Annotated in this window: 18 protein-coding genes; 9 read left to right on the forward strand and 9 right to left on the reverse strand. The window is 67.3% G+C overall.

The window, feature by feature from the left end; genetic code table 11:
* Positions 1 to 217 precede the first annotated feature (217 nt).
* Entirely contained in the window at positions 218 to 829 is a 612-nt protein-coding gene (locus FHW85_RS02820) for a HEAT repeat domain-containing protein (RefSeq protein WP_343203664.1), read from the reverse strand.
* A gap of 962 nt (positions 830 to 1,791) precedes the next feature.
* Here FHW85_RS02820 and FHW85_RS02825 point away from each other — a divergent pair.
* On the forward strand, positions 1,792 to 2,034 hold the full coding sequence (locus FHW85_RS02825) for a hypothetical protein (protein WP_167256908.1): 243 nt from the start codon (positions 1,792 to 1,794) through the stop codon (positions 2,032 to 2,034).
* An 85-nt stretch (positions 2,035 to 2,119) separates the two neighbouring features.
* The gene (locus FHW85_RS02830; RefSeq protein ID WP_167256909.1) at positions 2,120 to 3,796 is read left to right on the forward strand and encodes an amidohydrolase; all 1,677 of its coding nucleotides are present in this window, start codon (positions 2,120 to 2,122) and stop codon (positions 3,794 to 3,796) included.
* A 39-nt stretch (positions 3,797 to 3,835) separates the two neighbouring features.
* Here the strand turns inward: FHW85_RS02830 and FHW85_RS02835 are convergent, their stop codons facing one another.
* Complete coding sequence (locus tag FHW85_RS02835; protein WP_168647243.1) at positions 3,836 to 4,420, reverse strand: FMN-dependent NADH-azoreductase; 585 nt, start codon at positions 4,418 to 4,420, stop codon at positions 3,836 to 3,838.
* 120 nt (positions 4,421 to 4,540) lie between these two features.
* Here FHW85_RS02835 and FHW85_RS02840 point away from each other — a divergent pair, with 120 nt between their 5' ends.
* The 3 genes from FHW85_RS02840 to FHW85_RS02850 all read left to right on the forward strand — a co-directional run bounded on the left by FHW85_RS02840 (position 4,541) and on the right by FHW85_RS02850 (position 7,513).
* Positions 4,541 to 5,506: a LysR substrate-binding domain-containing protein gene (locus FHW85_RS02840; RefSeq protein ID WP_168647244.1), complete on the forward strand. Its 966-nt coding sequence runs from the start codon at positions 4,541 to 4,543 to the stop codon at positions 5,504 to 5,506.
* A gap of 76 nt (positions 5,507 to 5,582) precedes the next feature.
* On the forward strand, positions 5,583 to 6,728 hold the full coding sequence (locus tag FHW85_RS02845; RefSeq protein WP_168647245.1) for a pyridoxal phosphate-dependent aminotransferase: 1,146 nt from the start codon (positions 5,583 to 5,585) through the stop codon (positions 6,726 to 6,728).
* The gene (locus FHW85_RS02850) at positions 6,716 to 7,513 is read left to right on the forward strand and encodes an amidohydrolase (protein ID WP_167256913.1); all 798 of its coding nucleotides are present in this window, start codon (positions 6,716 to 6,718) and stop codon (positions 7,511 to 7,513) included. Before FHW85_RS02845 ends, FHW85_RS02850 begins: the two co-directional genes overlap by 13 nt.
* A 211-nt stretch (positions 7,514 to 7,724) precedes the next feature.
* On the opposite strand, the gene arsC is transcribed toward FHW85_RS02850, so the two are convergent.
* Genes arsC through FHW85_RS02870 form a run of 4 tightly spaced genes read right to left on the reverse strand, consistent with a single transcriptional unit; the run spans position 7,725 to position 11,500 of the window.
* Positions 7,725 to 8,075, reverse strand: coding sequence for an arsenate reductase (glutaredoxin) (arsC, locus tag FHW85_RS02855; RefSeq protein WP_168647246.1), 351 nt, complete (start codon positions 8,073 to 8,075; stop codon positions 7,725 to 7,727).
* Positions 8,076 to 8,084: 9 nt separating this feature from the next.
* The gene (locus FHW85_RS02860; RefSeq protein WP_168647247.1) at positions 8,085 to 9,590 is read right to left on the reverse strand and encodes a pseudouridine synthase; all 1,506 of its coding nucleotides are present in this window, start codon (positions 9,588 to 9,590) and stop codon (positions 8,085 to 8,087) included.
* Positions 9,587 to 10,546 carry an SMC-Scp complex subunit ScpB gene (gene scpB, locus FHW85_RS02865; RefSeq protein ID WP_168647248.1) on the reverse strand — a complete coding sequence of 320 codons (960 nt, stop codon included), beginning with the start codon at positions 10,544 to 10,546 and terminating at the stop codon, positions 9,587 to 9,589. The genes FHW85_RS02860 and scpB overlap by 4 nt, the downstream gene beginning before the upstream one ends.
* Positions 10,547 to 10,597: 51 nt before the next feature.
* On the reverse strand, positions 10,598 to 11,500 hold the full coding sequence (locus FHW85_RS02870) for a ScpA family protein (protein ID WP_167256917.1): 903 nt from the start codon (positions 11,498 to 11,500) through the stop codon (positions 10,598 to 10,600).
* Between the two features lie 827 nt (positions 11,501 to 12,327).
* Between FHW85_RS02870 and FHW85_RS02875 the strand changes: the two genes are divergently transcribed.
* Positions 12,328 to 12,696, forward strand: coding sequence for a PilZ domain-containing protein (locus FHW85_RS02875; protein ID WP_167256918.1), 369 nt, complete (start codon positions 12,328 to 12,330; stop codon positions 12,694 to 12,696).
* Positions 12,697 to 12,812: 116 nt separating this feature from the next.
* Here the strand turns inward: FHW85_RS02875 and FHW85_RS02880 are convergent, their stop codons facing one another.
* The gene (locus FHW85_RS02880) at positions 12,813 to 14,501 is read right to left on the reverse strand and encodes an AMP-binding protein (RefSeq protein ID WP_168647249.1); all 1,689 of its coding nucleotides are present in this window, start codon (positions 14,499 to 14,501) and stop codon (positions 12,813 to 12,815) included.
* A gap of 134 nt (positions 14,502 to 14,635) precedes the next feature.
* Here FHW85_RS02880 and FHW85_RS02885 point away from each other — a divergent pair, with 134 nt between their 5' ends.
* The gene (locus FHW85_RS02885; protein ID WP_168647250.1) at positions 14,636 to 15,070 is read left to right on the forward strand and encodes a hypothetical protein; all 435 of its coding nucleotides are present in this window, start codon (positions 14,636 to 14,638) and stop codon (positions 15,068 to 15,070) included.
* A 61-nt stretch (positions 15,071 to 15,131) separates the two neighbouring features.
* Here FHW85_RS02885 and acnA read toward each other — a convergent pair whose 3' ends face one another.
* Complete coding sequence (acnA, locus tag FHW85_RS02890; RefSeq protein WP_168647251.1) at positions 15,132 to 17,882, reverse strand: aconitate hydratase AcnA; 2,751 nt, start codon at positions 17,880 to 17,882, stop codon at positions 15,132 to 15,134.
* Between the two features lie 351 nt (positions 17,883 to 18,233).
* Here acnA and acnB point away from each other — a divergent pair, with 351 nt between their 5' ends.
* Both acnB and FHW85_RS02900 read left to right on the forward strand, forming a co-directional pair.
* Positions 18,234 to 20,825 (forward strand): bifunctional aconitate hydratase 2/2-methylisocitrate dehydratase, encoded by a 2,592-nt coding sequence (gene acnB, locus FHW85_RS02895; protein ID WP_167256922.1) that lies wholly within the window; start codon positions 18,234 to 18,236, stop codon positions 20,823 to 20,825.
* Between the two features lie 218 nt (positions 20,826 to 21,043).
* Positions 21,044 to 21,946: a LysR family transcriptional regulator gene (locus FHW85_RS02900; protein ID WP_168647252.1), complete on the forward strand. Its 903-nt coding sequence runs from the start codon at positions 21,044 to 21,046 to the stop codon at positions 21,944 to 21,946.
* Between the two features lie 54 nt (positions 21,947 to 22,000).
* Here FHW85_RS02900 and hflD read toward each other — a convergent pair whose 3' ends face one another.
* The gene (hflD, locus tag FHW85_RS02905) at positions 22,001 to 22,624 is read right to left on the reverse strand and encodes a high frequency lysogenization protein HflD (protein ID WP_167256924.1); all 624 of its coding nucleotides are present in this window, start codon (positions 22,622 to 22,624) and stop codon (positions 22,001 to 22,003) included.
* Positions 22,625 to 22,628 lie beyond the last annotated feature (4 nt).

The raw sequence follows: 22,628 nt of genomic DNA on the forward strand, positions 1-22,628 counted from the left end.
ATGGTTTTGGGTACGAACTTGGGTATGAAGTTAAGGGTGACTTCGTAAATTTGGCTAAATCAAGTGGTTGCGTGTGTTACTGGGTCTTCCCTTGGCACCAATCGAAGTTTCCGGCGTGTCGCACGACATTCCAGAAACGCATGAAAAACCCCGCTTCGGCGGGGTTTTTTGTTTTCTGGAATGGGTTGCCGCACCTGATCATTCCTGGTCGAAACGGCTAGTCAAGACATTCTCCTCGCAGAATCCGGCTGGCGTACTCGCGAAGGTATGGGCGCGCGTCCTTTTCGGCCTCGGCCAATAACGCCGGAAGCTGCGATGAGCCGATGCCTTGCAGGCAATAAAGCGCATTCATTCGCGCCCACTGCTGTGCTTCATCGGGCCGGTGCCAGGCTGCCAGGGCGAATTTTTCGACCGAGGGCGAATCGATTCGAAGCAGCGATTGCAGTGCGCGGCGCCGGACGTATTCGTGCTCGTCGTCAGCCATCTTCAACAGCAGCGGTTCCGCTTGGACGCCCAGCCATGCCAGCTGGACGGCGAGTTGCCAGCGCGCATCGCGTTCATCGATCTCAAGCGAGGCTTGGGCAAGCGATAGCAGCAGTTCTGGATGGCGGGTCCTGATCTCTTCGGCGAGATATTCGATCTCGTTGTCGCGCGCGATGGCGTAGAGGACCTGCGTCTGCTCCCCCCGCTGCCAGTGATCGAACGGGCGGCTGGCGACGAATTCGAGTACGGCTGCGTGAAGTGCTGGCCACTCCGTGTAGTCGCACTCCCATTCGCCATATCGTTCGGTGCTTGGGTAAGTGCCGGCCCATGCCTTGAATTTGTCCACTTCGAGCAATGGGTTTGGCATCCCGATCCCTTAGTCCAGCTGAAAAGTGCGACTTGCGTAATCTTTGATGCTACCCCGAAGCCATCCGGCTCTCGGGGCCGCAAAGTCCGAATTTCGTATGGGCAGGGTATTTGTAGGAATTCCCCTACAACACGACGCGCCTTTCACCTCTACCCCCACCTAAGACAAATCCGCAAACTATCTCTGTCCGGCAAGTCAGGCTCCTTTGCCGATGCCCCGGACACTAAGGACGAAGCGGCTAGGGACGGCTGCAAGCCCCATGGATGGGGCTTTTCTTTTTCGGGGCACAGGAGTGCGGCCGGGACTACGGCACCCGCATTCATGCCTGGAAGCGCAGCCCGCCTTATGGCGGGTTTTTTGTTGGCTGAGGGCCGGGGTGCGTCCGACCTGGGCGTCGCCGACCATGTGGCGGACCTGATCCAGAAGCATCGGACGATCCGTGCGGTGTTGCCGGAAGAGGGCGCTCATCTGGTGTCGGCGCGATACCGACGCCACTCATCGGAATTCCCCTACAAGAACTTGCGCCATTCGCCGCTAGGTGCCGATTGCGAATAGGCGCAATCTGCATCTGCCCCGCGAGTCAGGCGGTGAGTTTCAGGCTCATGCCAGCCGATGACCGGGGCGTTCTTCTGTATGGCTCATGCCCCTGAGCCCTAGGCTTTGGCGCCCCGCACTCCGGGGCGCCTTTTTGTTTGTGTGCTCCGTGGCACGGTCGCGCAGAACTCATGCCACGACAGCAAGCTCCATGGCCGTCAATGTGCCGCCGCCAGTGAAATTGAGACTTGGACCACAAATACGTAGGCCATCGCCTACACAACGACGTGCCGCACGCCGATAGGACGATTCCTCACGCCGATGCATGCTTCGCACGCTGGCATGGCGACCGTTGCATGGATGCGCGACCGCAAGCCGGCGTACTTCATCCCAGAGGGGCAAGCACGATGATCATCTACGCGCTCAAGCCTTCGCACGAAGGCCAATGGAATATCTGCCGCTCGGGCTTCTGCCTGTTCAGCGGCCTGCGCCTGGGGCCGGCGATCACGCTGGCGCGGGAAGTCGCACGCGACGAGCACGCGCGCTCGGGCCGTTCGATCTGCGTGGAAATGCCGGGGCTGGGTTCGGCCATCCGGCTGGCGCAGTACGAGGACCGCTCGATCGAAGGCTTCGCCGTCGCCGGTTGCTGATCCGCCGGCGCGGCGCCATCCGCTTCTTGTCATTCCCGCCCGGGCACGGGCAAAGTGGCGCGATTCCCTCCCCAGGACGCCGCCCATGCTTCTGTCCCGCCGCCTCGCCGCCGCCGTGCTGCTGGCGCTTGCCCTCGCGCCGTTGCAGGCCGCCACGCTGCTCGTCAACGCACGCGTGCACACCATGGATCCCGCCAGGCCCGAGGCCACCGCGCTGGCCTGGGACGGCGAAGGCCGCCTGCTCGCTGTAGGCACCACGGCCGAACTGCAGGAGAAGTTCGCCGGTGCGGAGTCGGTGGATGCGCACGGCGCGACGGTGATCCCCGGCCTGATCGACGCCCATGGACACGTACTCGGCCTGGGGATGGTCCGCGGCCAGGCCGACCTGGTCGGCGCGCATTCCAAGGCGGAGATCGTCCAGCGCCTGAAGGATTTCGCCGCGAAGCTGCCCAAGGACGCCTGGCTGCTCGGCCGCGGCTGGGACCAGAACCTGTGGCCGGACAAGCAGTTTCCCAGCGCGGCCGATCTGGATCAGGCATTTCCGGATCGGCCGGTCTTTCTCGAGCGCATCGACGGCCACGCTTCCTGGGCCAATACCGCGGCGATGAAGAAGGCCAGCAAGCCGCTCGATGGCGACTGGCAGCCGGATGGCGGGCGCATCGTGCGCGTCGGCACGCGCGCCACCGGCGTGCTGATCGACGGCGCGCAGCCGCTGGTGGGCAATGCGGTGCCGCCGCGGACCCCGGCGCAGACACGCGAGATGTACCGCACCGCCTTCAAGGAGCTGGTGGCGCAAGGCCTGACCGGCGTGCACGACGCCGGCGTCAGCCTGGACGATTTCCGCGTGCTGCAGCAGATGGCCAAGGCCGGCGATATCCCGCTGCGCCTGTACGAAATGGCCGACGGCAACCATGCCGCGCTGGAATGGCTGTGCATGCAGGGCGGGCAATGGATCGACGACAGCGGCCGCCTGCGCATGCATACGGTGAAGCTGTACATGGACGGCGCGCTGGGCAGCCGCGGCGCGGCCCTGCTGCAGGACTACAGCGACGACCACGGCAATCGCGGCATCTTCGTCACCTCGCCGGAGGACTACCGCGTCGCGGTGGAGAAGGCGCACAAGTGCGGCGTGCAGGTGGCCACCCATGCCATCGGCGACCGCGGCAACCGCATGGTGCTGGACACCTACCAGGCCGCGCTGGGCAAGGACGCGCAGGGCGACCACCGCTGGCGCGTGGAGCACGCGCAGATCCTGGCGCTGGACGACATCCCGCGTTTCGCCAAGCTGCATCTGATCGCCTCGATGCAGCCGACCCATGCCACCTCGGACATGCCCTGGGCCGCGCAGCGCCTGGGCATCGACCGCCTCAAGGGCGCCTATGCCTGGCAGCGCTTCCTGCACGAGCAGGTGCCGCTGGCCTTCGGCTCGGATTTCCCGGTGGAAAGCCCCAATCCGATGCTGGGCATCTATGCGGCGATCACCCGCCAGGACCTGAAGGGCCAGCCGCCGGGCGGCTGGCTGCCGGACCAGAAGGTCAGCCGCATCCAGGCCCTGGCCGGCTTTACCCGCACCGCGGCCTATGCGGCTTTCATGGAGCGCGAGGTGGGCATGCTGAAAGAAGGCATGCGTGCCGACTTCGTGGTGCTCAATGCCGACCCGCTGACCATTCCGCCGCGCCAGGTCGCCGACCTCAAGCCGCTCAGCACCTGGGTCGACGGCAAGGCCGTGTACGAAGCCGGAAAAGCCGACGCCGCGCGATGAACTGCGCGGCGCCGGCCGGGGTGGAGGGCAGGGTGGAACTTAAGCCGCCTTGCGGGCAACCACGCCGATGCTGGCCTGGGCGGTCTTCAGCGCTTCGATCTTGTGGTCGGCGCTGACGTTCACGCCTTCGGCGCGGACGAATTCCACGTCGGTGATGCCGAGGAAGCCGAGCACCGCGCGCAGGTAGGGCTCCTGGAAGTCGAACGACTGGGCGGCCGTGCCCTGGCCGTAGAAGCCGCCGCGGCTGGAGGCGATCACCACGCGCTTGCCCTTGGCCAGGCCTTCCGGACCGTTCGCGGTGTAGTGGAAAGTCTTGCCGGCGACCGCCACGCGGTCGATCCAGGCCTTCAGTGCGCTGGGCACGGAGAAGTTGTACATCGGGGCGCCAATCACGATCACGTCGGCGGCCAGGAATTCTTCCAGCACGGCGCTGCCGAGCACGGCGGCCGGATCGGCGGCGTCGGCCACCGGGCTCCAGTGCGGGATCGGCTGGGCGGCGAGGTCGCGGTAGGTGACTTCCGCGCCCGGCTGTTCGCGGACCAGCTCGGCTACGATGGCGGCGGTCAGGCCGCGGGACACCGAGTGGCTGCCCAAGGCGCTGGAATCGATGTGCAGGACTTTCATGGCGCTATTCCTCGTTCGGGGGCCGGTCGGTATGCCGGCGACGGGAATAACGATATTCTTGGAACAATCATCCGATAAGCCGGGTGATTGCGAACGAATTGTTTCATATTGGAAACGACGATGAGCGTACTCGACGGCGCCCTGCAGGACCTCAACGACCTCTATTTCTTCGCCTCGGTGGTGGAGCACGGCGGTTTCTCGGCCGCGGGGCGGGCGCTGGGCATCCCCAAGTCGCGCCTGAGCAAGCGCATCGCGCAGCTGGAAGACCGCCTCGGCGTGCGCCTGCTGCAGCGGACCACGCGCCGCTTCGTGGTCACCGAGGTGGGCGAGCGCTTCTATTCGCACTGCCGCGCCGTGCTGGAAGAGGCGCGCGCCGCCCAGGACGCCGTGGACGAGCTGCGCACCGAGCCGCGCGGCGTGGTGCGGGTGAGCTGTCCCAACTCGCTGGCCCAGACCATCGTGGCGCACGTGCTGCCGGACTTCCTGGCGCAGTACCCCAAGGTGCAGGTGCGCCTGCAGGCCACCAACCGCCGGGTGGATCTGATCGGCGAAGGCGTGGACGTGGCGATCCGCGTGCGCTCCAAGCTGGATACCGACGCCACCCTGGTGATGCGCACCTTCGGCCAGTCGCGCGTGCTGATCGTGGCCAGCCCCAAGCTGCTGGAGCAGAGCGGACGTCCGAGGCTGCCCGCGGATCTTTCCGCGATCCCCGCGCTGGCCATGAACGAGCACGAGGGCGCGCACAGCTGGGAGCTGCTGGGCGCGGACAACGAGCGCGTGGTGGTGGATATCCAGCCGCGCTTGATCTGCGGCGATTTCTCCGTGCTGCTCGAATCCGCGCGGCGCGGCATCGGCGTCACCCTGCTGCCGGAATTCGTCTGCGCGCCGGCCATCACCAACGGCGACCTGGAAGTACTGCTGCCGGATTGGAGCGTGCCCGAGGGCACCATGCACTTCGTCTATCCGAGCCGGCGCGGCCTGCTGCCGGGCGTGCGCGCTTTTGTCGACTTCCTCGCCGAGCGCCTGCCGCAGGCGACGCTGCAGAAGCACGAGCAGTGCAGCAAGCGGCCCTGTCCGGAAGTCTGAAAAGCGGCGGGCGCGCGGGCCCGAAAGCTCCCGCGTGCTAGCATCCCGTTTGGACTTCCAAACCCTCAGAGCCTCGATGCGTATCGACACCAAGCTTCCGAAGGTGGGCACCACCATCTTCAGCGTGATGAGCCAGCTCGCCGTCGAGCACCAGGCGGTCAACCTGGGGCAGGGCTTTCCCGATTTCGAACCGCCGGAACCGCTGCGCGACGCCATCAGCCGCGCCATGGCCGAAGGGCGCAACCAGTACGCGCCGGGCATCGGCCTGCCGGCGCTGCGCGAGCAGATCGCGCTGAAGACCGAGCGCATGTACGGCCGCCGCATCGACGCGGGCACCGACGTCACCGTCACGTCCGGCGCCACCGAGGCGCTGTTCGCGGCGATCGCCGCGGTGGTGCGCGCGGGCGACGAAGTGATCATGTTCGACCCGGCCTACGACAGCTACGAGCCGGCGATTGACCTGCAGGGCGCCAAGGCGGTGCATATCCCGCTCACCGTGCCCAGCTTCGGCATCGACTGGCAGCGCGTGCGCGAGGCCGTCACGCCGCGCACGCGGATGATCCTGATCAACAGCCCGCACAATCCTTCCGGCGCGGTGCTGTCGGCGGCGGATCTGGACGAACTCGCGGCGATCGTGCGCGACACGGAGATCGTGGTGCTGTCCGACGAAGTGTACGAACACATCGTGTTCGACGGCGCGCTGCACCAGAGCGTGCTCCGCCACGCGGAGCTGGCCGGGCGCAGTATCGTGGTGTCCTCGTTCGGTAAGACCTATCACTGCACCGGCTGGAAGCTCGGCTACGCGGTGGCGCCGCCGGCGCTGTCGGCGGAGTTCCGCAAGGTGCACCAGTACCTCACCTTCTGCACCTTCCATCCGGCGCAGGTGGCGTTCGCGCAATTCATGGCCAGCACGCCGGAGCATTACCTGGAACTGCCGGCGTTCTACCAGGCCAAGCGCGACCGTTTCCGCGCGCTCATCCAGCCGTCCCGCTTCAAGCTGCTGGACGTGCCGGGCGGTTATTTCCAGCTGGTGGACTACGCCGCGATCCGCGACGAATCCGACGTGGCCTTCTGCGAGTGGCTGGTGAAGCACGGCGGCGTGGCGGCGATCCCGCTGGCGCCGTTCTACGAGACCGCGCCGGACACGCGCCTGGTGCGCCTGTGCTTCGCCAAGAGCGACGCCACCATGGAAGCCGCCGCGGAGCGCCTATGCAAGCTCTGACTGTCAGCCTGGTGCAGGGAGCCACGCGCTGGCACGACGCGCCGGCCAATCGCGACTATTACGGTGCGCTGGTGCGCGGCGTGGGCAGGAGCGACCTGATCGTGCTGCCGGAAACGTTTCTCTCCGGCTTCAGCAACGACACCCGCGCCAGCGCGGAAACCATGGACGGCGAAGGCGTGGCCTGGCTGCGCGCGCTGGCCCAGGAAGTCGGCGCCACCCTGTGCGGCAGCCTGGCCATCCGCGAAGGCGACACCGTATACAACCGCCTGCTGTGGGTGCGTCCGGACGGCAGCTTCGCGCAGTACGACAAGCGCCATCTGTTCCGTATGGCCGGCGAGCACACGCGCTACGGCGGCGGCCGCGAGCGGCTGATCGTGGAGCTGAAGGGTTGGCGCATCCTGCCGCAGGTCTGCTACGACCTGCGCTTCCCGGTGTGGCTGCGCAACCGCCGCGTGGAAGCCGCCGCGGGCGGCATGGATTACGACCTGGCCGTGTTCGTCGCCAACTGGCCGGCGCCGCGCCGCCAGCCGTGGCGCACGCTGCTGCGCGCGCGCGCGATCGAGAATCTCAGCTACGTGATCGGGCTCAATCGCGTCGGCGTGGATGGCAACGACTTGCCCTATGCGGGCGACAGCGCGGTGCTCGATGCGGTGGGCGAGCCGCTGATCGAGCTGGGGCCGCAGGAGCAGGTGGCGACGGTGACGCTGGATCCCGCACCGCTGCTGGCGCATCGCGAGCGCTTTCCGGCATGGATGGATGCGGATGAGTTTTCGCTGCAGCCGTAGTTGCTCGTCATTCCGGCGCAGGCCGGAATCCAGTGGCGATATTGCCAGGTTGTCGCGATATCGCGGCCGGCAACCGACCACAGCATCAAGGCGACAATCGAGCCTTATCGTCACTGGATTCCGGCCTACGCCGGAATGACGAGCAAGTGGAACGGCGCGGAATCTTCCATGCGCAAAAAAAGCCGCCTTTCGGCGGCTTTTTTTCATGCGCTCACAAAATCCCCAGCACCGATTCCGGCGGCCGCCCCAGCTTCGCCTTGCCATTGGCAACGACGATGGGTCGCTCGATCAGGCGCGGATACCGCGACATCGCCGCGATCAGGTCGTGCTCGCTCAGCGCGGGATCGTCCAGCCCCAGCTCGGCATATTCCGCCTCGCCCTTGCGGATCAGTTCGCGCGCCGTCATGCCGAGCTGATCGAGCAGCTGTACGAGTTCATCGATGCTGGGCGGCGTGTCGAGATAGTTGATCACCTCGCACTGGCAGCCGCGCTCCTGCAGCAGCGCGAGTGTGGCGCGCGACTTGGTGCACTGGTCGTTGTGATAGATGCGGACCGCGTCCATCGCCTGGACTCAGCGATTGCCGCCGCGCGGACCGCCACGGCCGCCGCCCTGCGGACGCCCGCCGCCACCGCCATGACGGTTGCCGCCGCCCTGGCCGGAGCGATTGCCGCCGCCCTGGCCCGGACGCCCGCCACCGCCACCCTGGCCGCCCGGACGAGCGCCGCCGCTGCGTGCCTGCGGACGTCCACCCTTGCCGCCCTGGCCCTGGCCGCCACCGTAGCCACCACCGCCGCCGTAGCCGCGGTTGCCGCCACCACCGAAGCCGCCGTAGGGATTGCCGCCGCCCTGCGCCTGGCCGCCGGGGCCGCGCTTGCCGCCGCCACCGCTGCGGCGATTGCCGCCACCGTAGCCCTGGCCCTGGCCGCCGCCACCTTCGCGGCTTTCGCCGGCGAACCAGGTGCGCACCGAGGGCAGTTCCTGGCCCGGTGCGACGCCGCGCTTGCCGCCCGTCTTGCGGCGGCCGGCGTTCGCGTTCGGACCGCGCTCGGGACGGGCGACGTTGCCGTTCACTTCCTTGCCCGGACGGCGGCGCTGCTGCTTGCCGCGTGCCGGTTCCTCGCGGATGCGGTCGTAGGCGCGCAGCTCGCGCGCTTCGTCCTGGTAGGCGCCGCTCCACGCGCCGCCGGCGCCGCGCTCGGGGCGGTACTCGGTGACGTTGCGGCTGGCGCGGCGCTGATGCAGCACGGGGCTAAGGGTGAGCACCGGCTGCGGCGCGCCCAGCCCGCTGGCCTGGCGCAGTTCCTTCACCGCTTCTTCGCCCAGCGCCTCGCAGTCGCCGCGGCGCAGGGTGCGCGACAACTCCACGCTGCCGTAGCGGATGCGCTTGAGGCGGCTGACCAGGAAGCCCTGCGAATCCCACAGGCGGCGCACTTCGCGGTTGCGGCCTTCGCGGATCACCACGCGGAACCAGCTGTGGCTGCCGCCGCGGCTGATCACGGCGATCTCGTCGAAGCGGGCGGGGCCGTCTTCCAGTTCCACGCCGGCCTTCAGCTTCTCGATGATTTCGTCCGGCACCTCGCCATGCACGCGGCACAGGTATTCGCGCACCAGGCCGCTGCGCGGATGCATCAGCGCATTGGCCAGCTCGCCGTCGGTGGTGAGCAGGAGCAGGCCGGTGGTGTTGATGTCCAGGCGGCCCACGGCGACCCAGCGCGCGCCCTTCAGGCGTGGCAGCTGCTCGAACACGGTGGGGCGGCCTTCGGGGTCTTCGCGGGTGGTCACCACGCCTTCGGGCTTGTGGTAGACCAGCACTTCGGTCTCGTCGCGGTTGTCGGTGGCGACCACGAACTGCTTGCCGTCCACCACCACGCGGTCGCCGGCGTGCACGCTGGCGCCGATGCCGGCGGCGCTGCCGTTGACTTCGACTTCGCCGGCCTGGATGCGCTGCTCGAGCATGCGGCGCGAGCCCAGGCCCGCGTTGGCCAGCACCTTGTGCAGGCGTTCTTCCAGGGCGGGCGCGTCGGTGGTGCGCGTGTCGCGCTTGAGGGTCAAAACGGATTTCTGCGGCGCATTCATGCGCGGTACTCCTCGGTGTCTTTCGTGGCGTCGCCATCGCTGGCGTCCGCTTCGTCCGCTGCCTCGGCGGCAGTGGGGGTGGATGATGCGGCGGGGTGCTCCTCGCCGGTGACGGGAGCCGCGGCCTCGACGGCCGCGGCCTCCTGGTGTTCTTCGACCGGCGCGGCGGGCGCGGCCGGTTCGGCGACTTCGCCGGCGGCTTCCGGCTGGCCCGCGACGTGGAATTCCTCTTCGCCTTCGGTGCGGCCGGGTGCCTCGTCTTCGTTGCTGGAGCTTGCTTCGGCGCCGTTCTCTTCGGCCTGAGCTTCTACTTCGGCCTGAGCTTCTGCTTCAGCGCGGGCGCGTTCCTCGGCCTCGGCTTCCGGGTCGATCGGCAGGTCGCGGATCACGCGCGCCGGCAGGTCTTCGATAAAGCGCAGCTGCGGGTCTTCCATGTCGCGGATTTCCGACAGCGGCGGCAGCTCGTCCAGCGACTTCAGGTTGAAGTAGTCGAGGAAGGCGCGGGTGGTGCCGAACAGCGCGGGCTTGCCGGGCACGTCGCGGTAGCCGACCACGCGGATCCACTCGCGCTCCTCCATCGTCTTGATGATGTTGGAGGACACCACCACGCCGCGGATCTGCTCGATCTCCGGGCGGGTGATCGGCTGGCGGTAGGCGATCAGCGCCAGCGTTTCCAGCAGGGCGCGCGAATAGCGGCTGGGTTTTTCCGTCCACATGCGCGAGATCCACGGATGGACCTCCTGGCGCACCTGGTAGCGGAAGCCCGAAGCCACCTCGCGCAGCTCGACACCGCGGCCGGCGCAGTCTTCCGCCAGCGCTTCCAGCGCACGCGACAGCTGCTCGCGGTCGACCTCGTCTTCCTCGCCGAAGAGGTCGCCCAGCTGCTGCACGGTGAGCGGCTGGGTGGCGGCGAGCAGGGCCGCCTCGATGATGTTCTTCAGTTGCTCGATCTGCATGGCCTGATCGGTTGAGGATGCTCGGTTGAGAGTGCCTGGATGGGTTCGGGGTCAGTCGGCGGCGGACGCCTGCGCGGGCGTGTCGTCTTCGACGGATTCCTCGGCCTGGGTGACCTTCGCCTTCACATAGATCGGAGCCAGCGGCTCCTCCTGCACGATTTCCACCAGCATTTCCTTGGCCAGTTCCAGCATGGCCAGGAAGGTGACCACCACGCCGAGCCGCCCTTCGCTGGGGTCGAACAGTGTCTCGAAGCGGTGAAAGCTGGCGTCGCCGAGCTTGCCCAGCAGCTCGCCCATGCGCTGGCGCACGCTCAGCGCCTCGCGCCGGATGGCGTGATGCCCGAAAAGCTCGGCGCGATGCAGCACGTCCTTCAGCGCCAGCAGCAGTTCCTTCAGGTCCAGCGGCGGCGGCAGCTTGATCACGGTGCGCTCGCCGCTGTCGGCGTGCACCACCACCGTGTCGCGCTCGACGCGGGGCAGGGCGTCGATGTCCTCCGCCGCGCGCTTGAAGCGCTCGTATTCCTGCAGCCGGCGCACCAGCTCGGCGCGCGGATCTTCCTCGACGCCTTCTTCCACCGGTGGCCGCGGCAGCAGCAGCCGCGACTTGATCTCAGCCAGGATCGCGGCCATCAGCAGGTATTCGGCGGCCAGCTCCAGCCGCATGTCCCGCATCATGTCGATGTATTCCAGATACTGCCGGGTGATCTCGGCGATCGGGATGTCCAGGATGTCCAGGTTCTGCCGGCGGATCAGGTACAGCAGCAGGTCCAGCGGGCCTTCGAACGCCTCCAGGATGACTTCCAGCGCATCCGGCGGGATGTACAGGTCCTGCGGCATCTGCAGCACGGGTTCGCCGCGCACGATGGCCAGCGGCATTTCCTGCTGTTGCGGTACCGACGCGAAAGCGTCCTGCGGTGCTGCCACCGGCTGAGGCTCGACTGGCTCAGTGCTCATCAATGCATGTCGTTGGGCCGCCCATGACGGCTTGCAGTGCGTTCAACACGTTCGGAACCGTTCGATTCCACCGGCATTCGCTGAGGCTGTCCCCCGCTCTCGGGCGGCGGCCATCCGGCGGTCACCCGTGAAACTCCTTGAGGCTCGATCACCACGGGCGCTCTGGCGTCCGTCACGGCCTTGCATGATGAAACCGCGCCTGCGGCGGCATCGGTCAGGCTGGCCGTGAACAATTCCTGCAACCGGACCGGGAGGCAATCCACGGCGAACGGCAAGCCGGGCCGCGCGTTGAACTGCGCCACGGCGTGAACAGGAGGTCTGCTGGGTGTCGGGCGGGTGCTCCGGCGGCGTCTGGCTCGAACGGCAGGCGCACCCTGTAACCCACGTGCGATCAAGGTTAACGGCTGCATGCGGCCAAGTCCAGTATGCGTACGGCCTACCAAGCGTGCGGGTGCATCGGCAGAATGCCGCGGATGCGTGGTTTGGAAGGGCTCGATCGTCCACGTCGCAAGGGCAGCATGTGACCCGCCGCGTCTGGCCTGGGCGTCGGCGCCGATGCAATGGAAACGCTCGATGGAAGCGACACAGCTTCAAGGCGCCCGCAAAACGGCGGGAAATGGCCGAATCCCGCGTGCCGGTGGGTTCCGGGCGCGTCGCCGGCAGAATATTACGACGTGGCACGGCGCTTGCTTTACGCCACGGTAAGGGCAGTTTGATCGGCGCGGGGATAGGCCGCATGCGCGGCGGGGGTCCATTTCACGGGCACTAGTGCCTGCCGCGAATAAGTTGGATGACGCTGCACGGCAGCGGGGATGGGAGGGAAAGGCATGACCAAAGCCGGCGGCAAGCACCATAACGATGGTCCGGAGCAGCTGCGCCCCGCGCGGATGCGCATCGAGACGACCGTACTGATGAGCCGCGGCAGCCAGTCACAGCCGACGGAACTGGTAGACATCTCGGCCACCGGCGCGCTGCTGCGCCGCCCGCTGGGATGGCAGGGCGAAGTAGGGCAGAGCTGGATGCTGGACATGATTTTCGGCCACGACCTGCACATCCATCTGGAGGCCCAGGTGAAGCGCATCTCGGACCGGCACATCGGTTTCGCGTACACGCGCATACCGGAGGACAAGCAGGTTCCGCTATGGAATCTGCTGGGCGGCTACGCCGACATCCTGGAGACGTGGCACGACGATTGATTCGTCGCGGCAGCCGCTGGCGGAATCCCGCGTGGATCGGCGCGGGCGAGGCAGCCTGGAGCCTGTCCGAACTCCCTGGGGAGGACAGGCTCCTCGCTGGTTCATGAGTTGATCCATCAGGCCGCCGAGGCGGCCGGCTTCTTCTCGTCGCGCAGTTCGCGGCGGAGGATCTTGCCCACATTGCTCTTGGGCAGCGCATCGCGGAATTCGATCAGCTTGGGCCGCTTGTAGCCGGTGAGGTTGGCGCGGCAGAACTCCTTCAGCGCTTCCTCCGTCAGGTTCGGGTCCTTGCGCACCACGAACAGCTTCACCACTTCGCCGGAATGCTCGTCCGGCACGCCCACCGCGGCCACTTCGGCCACGCCGGGGTGGGTCATGACGATGTCCTCGACCTCGTTCGGATACACGTTGAAGCCGGACACCAGGATCATGTCCTTCTTGCGATCGACGATATAGACGTAGCCATTCTCGTCCATGCGCGCGATGTCGCCGGTGTGCAGCCAGCCGTCGGTGCCCAGCACCTTGGCGGTCTCGTCCGGGCGCTGCCAGTAGCCCTGCATCACCTGCGGGCCTTTCACCATCAGCTCGCCCACTTCGCCGAACGGCAGCGGCTGGCCTTCCTCGGACCAGATCGCCACGTCGGTGGAAGGAATCGGCAGGCCGATCGAGGCGTTGTAGTCCTTCAGGTCCAGCGGATTGATGCAGGCCGCGGGCGAGGTCTCGGTCAGGCCGTAGGCTTCGGCCAGGGTCACGCCGGTGACTTTCTTCCAGCGCTCGGCCACGGCGCGCTGCACGGCCATGCCGCCGCCCAGGCTCAGGTGCAGGCGCGAGAAATCGACCTGGTCGAAGCCCGGCGTGTTGAGCAGGCCGTTGAACAGCGTGTTGACGCCGGTGAGCGCGGTGAAGCGCGACTTCTTCAGTTCCTTGACGAAGGCCGGCATGTCGCGCGGATTGGTGATCAGCCAGTTCAGGCCGCCCAGGCGCGTGAACACCAGGCCGTTCGCCGTGAGCGAAAAGATGTGATACAGCGGCAGGGCGGTGATGATGACCTCTTCGCCCTCCTTGGCATTGGTGCCGATCCAGGCACCCGCCTGCAGCATGTTCGCCACCATGTTGCCGTGCGACAGCATGGCGCCCTTGGCCACGCCGGTGGTGCCGCCGGTGTACTGCAGGAAGGCCAGGTCGTCGTGGGTGAGCTCGACTTTCGGCGCCTGATGCGCGGCGCCCTGCGCCAGCGCGTCGCGGAAGCGCACGGCCTGCGGCAGGTGGTAGTCGGGCACCATCTTCTTGACGTACTTGACTACCAGGTTCATCACCTTGCCCTTCAGGCCGAGCAGGTCGCCCAGGCCCGTGGTGACGATGTGCCTGACCTGTGTCTCGGCCACCACCTGCTGCACGGTGGCGCCGAAGTTGTCCATCACCACCAGCGCCTTGGCGCCGGCGTCTTCGAGCTGGTGCTTAAGTTCGCGCGCGGTGTACAGCGGGTTGGTGTTGACCACCACCAGGCCGGCGCGCAGCGCGCCGAACAGCGCGATGGGGTACTGCAGCACGTTGGGCATCATGATCGCGATGCGGTCGCCCTTGACCAGCTTCAACACGCCGGTGAGGTAGCCGGCGAAGTGGCGGCTCAGCTCGTCGATCTCGCCGTAGCTCAGCTCCTTGCCGAAGCTGTGGAAGGCGGGGCGGTCGCGGAACTTCGCGAAGGCTTCCTCCAGCACCGCGGCGACGGAAGCGTAGGCATTGAGATCGATCTGCGCGGGTACGCCTTCCGGATAATTAGCCAGCCACGGACGCTCGTTGCTCATGTTGTATCCCTGCTCCTGGTATCGAATGCCGCCGCTCGCGCGCATGGGGCATCATGGTCACAGGGCATTGGAGCATACGCCCGCGTACAGCGGCAAGCCGCGTTGCAGCGGGTTTTTCGAGGGGTGATCGGTCGATGCGCAAGCTTGTTTTTCTGCTGTTTTTCGCCGTGCTGGCGATGGCCCTGGCCGGCTGCCGGCGCGCGCCCGACGAGGTGCGCATCCGCCAGTCCATCGAGGCCGCGCGCACCGCCGCGGCCGACGCCGATGCCGGCGCGCTCACCGGCGTGCTGAGCGAGGACTTCGACGGCAACGGCGGCGCCATGAGCGCCAAGGACCTGGGCAATCTGCTGCGCCTGGCGAAGTTCCGCGGCGAGAGCGTGCATGCGGTGCTCGGCCCGATCGAGGTGGAGCCGCGCGGCGACCGCTACGTGGCGCGCTTTACCGTCACCCTGGGCAGCGGCGGCAAGCTGTTCCCGGCGGAACTGGGCATGTTCAAGGTGGAGACGGGCTGGCGCAGGGAAGGGCGCGAGTGGCGCTGCTTTACCGCGAGCTGGGAACAGCAGCTGTAAGCCGTCCCAAAAAGAACGCCGCCTGAGGGCGGCGTTCTTTCAAGCGTTGGGAACGAAGGCCTCAGGCCGCCTTCTTCCCCGCCAGCTGCCGCAGCACGTACTGCAGGATGCCGCCGTGGCGGAAGAACTCCCGCTCCTTCGGCGTCAGCAGCAGCACCTTCACGGTGAACTCCTTCCTGCTGCCGTCCGGCGCGGTGGCGGTGACCTTGGCCACCTTCGACTCGCCGTCGTTCAAGCCGGTGATGTCGAACACCTCCTTGCCGGTCAGGCCCAGCGACTGCGCGCTCTGGCCGTCCTCGAACTGGCACGGCAGCACGCCCATGCCGACCAGGTTGGAGCGGTGGATGCGCTCGAAGCTCTCGGCGATCACCGCCTTCACGCCCAGCAGCAAGGTGCCCTTGGCCGCCCAGTCGCGCGAGGAGCCGGTGCCGTATTCCTTGCCGGCCAGCACCACCAGCGGCGTGTGCTCGGCCTTGTACTTCATCGCCGCGTCGTAGATCGCCAGCTGCTCGCCGCTGGGCACGTGCAGGGTGTAGCCGCCTTCGACGCCGTCCAGCATCAGGTTCCTGATGCGGATGTTGGCGAAGGTGCCGCGCACCATCACGTCGTCGTTGCCGCGGCGCGAGCCGTAGGAGTTGAAGTCCTTCGGTTCCACGCCCTTGCCGATCAGGAAGCGGCCCGCCGGGCTGTCCTTCTTGATCGAGCCGGCCGGCGAGATGTGGTCGGTGGTGATGGAGTCGCCGAACAGGCCGAGCACGCGGGCGCCGTGGATGTCCTCCACCTTGCCGACTTCGCGGGTCATGCCGTCGAAGTAGGGTGGGTTCTTGATGTAGGTGGAATCGCCCCACTGGTACACCGAGCCATCCGGCGAGGCGATGTGGTTCCAGCGGTCGTCGCCCTTGAACACGTCGGCGTAGTTCTTGGTGAACATGGCCGGGTTGATCGCGCCGGCGATGGTGTCGGAGATCTCCTGGTTGCTCGGCCAGATGTCCTTCAAGTACACCGGCTTGCCGTCGCTGCCGGTGCCCAGCGGTTCCTTGCTCAGATCCACGTCGAGCGAACCGGCCAGCGCATACGCCACCACCAGCGGCGGCGAGGCGAGGTAGTTCATCTTCACTTCCGGGTGCACGCGGCCTTCGAAGTTGCGGTTGCCCGACAGCACCGACGCCACCGCCAGATCGCCCTCGGCGATGCCCTTGCTGATTTCCGCCGGCAGCGGGCCGGAGTTGCCGATGCAGGTGGTGCAGCCATAGCCGACCACGTAGAAGCCGACCTTCTCCAGCTCCTTCAGCAGGCCGGTCTGCTCGAGGTAATCGGTGACCACCTTCGAACCCGGTCCGAGCGAGGTCTTCACCCACGGCTGCGCCTTCAGGCCCTTGGCCGCGGCCTTCCTGGCCAGCAGGCCGGCGGCGAGCATCACGGCGGGGTTGGAGGTATTGGTGCAGGAGGTGATCGCGGCGATCACCACCGCGCCGTCGGATAGACGGAAATTCTCGCCGTCCTTCTCCACCAGCACGCCGCTTTCGGAAACCGCATTGGCGGGATTGCCGATCGCGGAGGAGCCGCCTTCATTGATGAAGTTCGAGGTGTCGCCGTTGCGCGGACGGCGGTTGGCCGTGAGCGGGCCGAGCGCGTCGCGGAAGCTCTTTTCGACGTCCTGCAGCAGCACGCGGTCCTGCGGACGCTTGGGGCCGGCCAGCGAGGGGCGCACGTCGCCCAGGTCCAGTTCCAGCGTGGTGGTGAATTGCGCGTGCGGGGTGTTCTCGTCGTGCCACAGGCCCTGCGCCTGCGCGTAGGACTTGACCAGCTCGATCTGCTCTTCGCTGCGGCCGGACAGGCGCAGGTAGTTCAGCGCTTCCTGGTCGATCGGGAAAATGCCGCAGGTGGCGCCGTATTCCGGCGCCATGTTGCCGATGGTGGCGCGGTCGGCCAGCGCCAGATCCTTCAGGCCGGGGCCGAAGAACTCCACGAACTTGCCCACCACGCCGAGCTTGCGCAGCATCTGGGTGACGGTGAGCACCAGGTCGGTGGCGGTCACGCCTTCGGCAAGCTTGCCGGTGAGCTTGAAGCCCACCACCTGCGGAATCAGCATCGACGACGGCTGGCCCAGCATGGCCGCCTCGGCCTCGATGCCGCCCACGCCCCAGCCCAGTACGCCCACGCCGTTGATCATGGTGGTGTGCGAGTCGGTGCCGAACACGGTGTCCGGATATGCCCAGGACTGGCCGTCCTTCTCGCCGGTGAACACCACGCGGCCGAGGTATTCCAGATTCACCTGGTGCACGATGCCGGTGCGCGGCGGCACCACCTTGAAGTTGTCGAACGCCTTCTGACCCCAGCGCAGGAAGGCGTAGCGCTCCTGGTTGCGCTGGAATTCGATCGCCACGTTCTGTTCCAGCGCGGATTCCGAACCGTACACGTCGACCTGCACCGAGTGGTCGATCACCAGTTCCGCCGGCGCCAGCGGATTGATCTGCCTGGCGTCGCCGCCGAGCTTCACCACCGCGTCGCGCATCGCCGCCAGGTCGACCACGCAGGGCACGCCGGTGAAGTCCTGCAGCACCACGCGCGCGGGCATGAAGGCGATCTCGGTATCCGGCTCGGCCTTCGGGTTCCAGCGCGCGACCGCTTCGATTTCCTTGGCGGTGACGTTGACGCCGTCCTCGTGGCGCAACAGGTTCTCCAGCAGGATCTTCATCGAGTAGGGCAGGTGCTTGATGTCGAAGCGCTGGCCGAGCTTGGCGAGGCTGGCGATCTGGTACGAGCTGCCGTTGACCTTGAGGGTGTCGCGGGTGGCGAATGAATCCAGCATGGGTTGAACTCCTGTTGCTTGGGGTCGCGGCGCTGAGGTGGCGTCGCTGGGGGATCCTAGGGCAGCCGGCGTGAGCATCGGGCGCAAACAAGCCCTTCCGTTCTGCCGATTCCGGGGAGTTTGAGGCAAACGGCGCTACGCGCAAGTTACCGGGCGGGCGATTTGCCGTTGCCGTCATTGCAAGATATCGAACGCAGGCGGAAACAACGTCTTGCGTTGCGGCAGATGGCCTGCGGCTGGCAAAATGAGCGGCTGAAACGACCTCCGGAAGCGGCTTGGGGACTGGCTTTGCGGCCTCCTGCCAACTCGGGTGACGTTCCGCTTCCCGCCACGCCAACGGACGAGAACCACATGCTCAACGCCTATCGCCAACACGTCGCCGAGCGCGCCGCCCTCGGGATCCCCGCGCTGCCGCTGACGGCCCAGCAGACCGCCGACCTGATCGAGCTGCTGAAGAACCCGCCCGCCGGCGAGGAGGCCTTCCTGGTCGACCTGATCAGCAACCGCGTGCCGGCCGGCGTGGACGACGCGGCCAAGGTCAAGGCCTCGTACCTGGCCGCCGTGGCGTTCGGCAAGGAAGCCTGCCCGCTGCTCAGCCGCGAGAAGGCCACCGAACTGCTCGGCACCATGCTGGGCGGCTACAACATCCATCCGCTGATCGAACTGCTGGACGACGCGCAGGTGGGCGGCATCGCCGCCGATGCGCTGAAGAAGACCTTGCTGATGTTCGACTCCTTCCACGACGTGAAGGAAAAGGCCGACAAGGGCAATGCCAACGCCAAGAGCGTGCTGCAGAGCTGGGCCGACGCCGAGTGGTTCACCAGCCGTCCGGAAGTGCCGCCGAGCCTGACCATCACCGTGTTCAAGGTGCCGGGCGAGACCAACACCGACGACCTGTCGCCGGCCCCCGACGCCACCACCCGCCCGGACATCCCGCTGCACGCGCTGGCCATGCTGAAGAACAAGCGCGAAGGCGCGCCGTTCCAGCCGGAAGAAGACGGCAAGCGCGGCCCGATCCAGCAGATCCAGGACCTGGCCAGGCAGGGCCACCTGGTGGCCTACGTGGGCGACGTGGTCGGCACCGGCTCCAGCCGCAAGTCCGCCACCAACTCGGTGCTGTGGTGGACCGGCGAGGACATCCCCTTCATCCCGAACAAGCGCTTCGGCGGCGTGTGCCTGGGCAGCAAGATCGCCCCGATCTTCTACAACACCATGGAAGACGCCGGCGCGCTGCCGATCGAGCTCGACGTGTCGAAGATGGACATGGGCGACGTGGTCGAGCTGCGCCCGTACGAGGGCAAGGCGCTGAAGAACGGCGAGGTGATCGCCGAGTTCCAGGTGAAGTCCGACGTGCTGTTCGACGAAGTGCGCGCCGGCGGCCGCATTCCGCTGATCATCGGCCGCGGCCTCACCGCCAAGGCGCGCGAGGCGCTGGGCCTGGCTCCGTCCACGCTGTTCCGCCTGCCGCAGAACCCGGCCGACACCGGCAAGGGCTACACCCTGGCGCAGAAGATGGTCGGCCGCGCCTGCGGCCTGGCCGAAGGCGAGGGCGTGCGCCCGGGCACCTATTGCGAGCCGAAGATGACCTCGGTCGGTTCGCAGGACACCACCGGCCCGATGACCCGCGACGAGCTGAAGGACCTGGCCTGCCTGGGCTTCTCGGCCGACCTGGTGATGCAGTCGTTCTGCCACACCGCGGCGTATCCGAAGCCGGTCGACGTGAAGACCCACCACGAGCTGCCCGCCTTCATCTCCACCCGCGGCGGCATCAGCCTGCGTCCGGGCGACGGCGTCATCCACTCCTGGCTCAACCGCATGCTGCTGCCCGACACCGTCGGCACCGGCGGCGACAGCCACACGCGCTTCCCGATCGGCATCTCCTTCCCGGCCGGCTCCGGCCTGGTGGCCTTCGCCGCCGCCACCGGCGTGATGCCGCTGGACATGCCCGAGTCGGTGCTGGTGCGCTTCAAGGGCGAGCTGCAGCCGGGCGTTACGCTGCGCGACCTGGTCAATGCGATTCCGCTGTATGCCATCAAGCAGGGCCTGCTCACCGTGGCCAAGCAGGGCAAGCAGAACATCTTCTCCGGCCGCATCCTGGAGATCGAAGGCCTGCCGAACCTGAAGGTGGAGCAGGCGTTCGAGCTGTCCGACGCCTCGGCCGAGCGCTCCGCCGCCGGCTGCACGGTGCGCCTGGACAAGGCGCCGATCATCGAATACCTCAACAGCAACATCACCCTGCTGAAGTACATGATCGCCCAGGGCTACCAGGACGCCCGCTCGCTGTCCCGCCGCATCAAGAAGATGGAAGAGTGGCTGGCCAACCCGCAGCTGCTGGAGCCGGATGCGGACGCCGAGTACGCCGCGGTGATCGAGATCGACCTGGCCGACGTGCACGAGCCGATCGTGGCCTGCCCGAACGACCCGGACGACGTGAAGTCGCTGTCCGACGTGGCCGGCGCGAAGATCGACGAGGTGTTCATCGGTTCCTGCATGACGAATATCGGCCACTTCCGCGCGGCGTCGAAGCTGCTGGAAGGCAAGCGCGATATCCCGACCCGCCTATGGGTGGCTCCGCCGACCAAGATGGACCAGCAGCAGCTCACCGAGGAAGGCCACTACGGCGTGCTCGGCACTGCCGGCGCGCGCATGGAAATGCCGGGCTGCTCGCTGTGCATGGGCAACCAGGCGCAGGTGCGCGAAGGCGCCACGGTGATGTCCACCAGCACGCGCAACTTCCCCAACCGCCTGGGCAAGAACACCAACGTGTACCTCGGCTCGGCGGAACTGGCGGCGATCTGCTCGCGCCTGGGCCGCATCCCGACCAAGGAGGAGTACATGGCGGACATCGGCGTGATCAATGCGAATGGCGAGAAGATCTATCGCTATATGAACTTCGATCAGATTGCCGATTTCAAGCAGGTCGCGGATACCGTCGACGCTTAATCGTGGAATCCTTCTCCCAACGGGAGAAGGTGGCGGCAGCCGGATGAGGGTTCGGCCGGAGCGGCGCACATCACTCTTGCGCTCCGGCCGTACCCTCACCCCAACCCCTCTCCCGATGGGAGAGGGGCTTTCAAGAGCCCGGCCCCGTGCCGGGCTTCGTCGTTTATGCTTTGCGCCGCCTCGATGCGGGGCTTCGGCGGCGAGGCGCGGGCAGCAGGATGATTTCCACTCATTTATCGGCCGTCTCGCTGCGCGACCTGATCCTGGTCCAGGCGGTGCGCCGCCACGGCAGCTTCAACAGCGCCGCGCGCGCCATGCACATCAGCCCCTCGGGCCTGTCGCACCAGGTGCAGAAAGTGGAGCAGGCACTGGGCACGCCGCTGTTCGAGCGCGGCGGCCGCCGGGTGGTGCCCACCGCCGGCGGGCAGCGCCTGCTGGAACAGATCGATGCGGTGCTGCTGGCGGCCGACCATCTGCAGCAGGCCGCGCGCGCCGGCGAGACCGCCTTCGGCGGCGAACTGCGCCTGGGCGTGCTGGCCACCTTGGGGCCGTACCTGCTGCCGCATCTGATCGCGCCGTTTCCGCAGCATTTCCCGGGCGCCCGGCTCAGCCTGTCGGAAGGCAAGCCGCGCGGCCTGCTGCGCCGCCTGCAGGAAGGCGAGCTCGATGCCGTGCTGGCGCAGCCGTCGCCGCCGGTGAGCGGCATCGCCATGCGCCCGCTGTTCTTCGAACCCTGGGAAGTGATGCTGCGCGCCGACCATCCGCTGGCCGGCCGCCGCACCCTGACGCTGGAGCAGCTCGACGCCGCCGACGCCACCCTGATGGCGGAGAGCCGCGCCGACGACGTGCTCGGCGGCGGCCACGTACAAGATGTAAGCCTGGAAAGCCTGGCCGCCCTGGTCGGCCTGCGCGGCGGCTACGCCCTGGTGCCGGCGCTGGCGCACGAGCGGCTGGCCTCGATGCCGGAAGTGGCGCTGGCCAAGTTCAAGGGGCAGGCGCCGGGGCGCGAGATCGCGCTGTACTGGCGCGAGGCCTCGCCGTGGGAGGCGGACCTGCAGGCGTTTGCCGAGCTGCTGCGCAAGCTGGCGAAGCAGCGGCCAGGACTGAAGGTGATGGGTTGAAGGCGATGGGTTGAAGGTAATGGGCTGAAGGCGGGCGACGCCGCCTGAGCGGCGTCAGCCGTTGTCCAGCGTCACCCCGGTCAACAAGCCCCGCGCCAGCATGCTGCACTGGCGCCGGTAGAACAGCAGCTGCCACTGGCGCCCGCCGATCTGCCGCCACAGCACCGCCGAACGCACCGCCGCCAGCAGGCTGGCGCGCACCTTCTCCACTACCTTGGGCTGCTGCAGCTGCTGCGGATTGCCGGTGACCATCACGCGCGGCTTCAGCGTGGACAGGGTGGACGCGTACAGCTCGGCCAGGCGCTTGACCACCTGCGGCGAGTCCTGGCCGAAGTGCTCGACCTGGCGCTGCGCGGCGACGATGCCTTTCTGCAGGTCGTCCAGCAGCTGGCGGTTGCGCGACAGGCTGCGCTCCAGCCGCATCACGGTGACCGCCATGCGGGTGACGCCCATGTCGCGGCCGGTGTCGTCCAGCTGGGCGATCAGCTGGCGCAGGCCCAGGCGCACGCCGCCGACATGGCCGTAGACGCCGACCACCGATGGCGCGTCGATGCGGAACACGCTGCCGACGCTGCTCTCGAACGCGCTCTCGTCGCAGCGCCCATCGTTGGCCAGCTGCTGGGTGAGCGCGGCGGCCTGGAACAGGCCGGCCAGCGCGAGCACGCGCTCTTCGGTCATGGCA

The sequence above is a fragment of the Dyella sp. SG609 genome, from assembly GCF_012275375.1.
Taxonomy (GTDB): domain Bacteria; phylum Pseudomonadota; class Gammaproteobacteria; order Xanthomonadales; family Rhodanobacteraceae; genus Dyella_D; species Dyella_D marensis.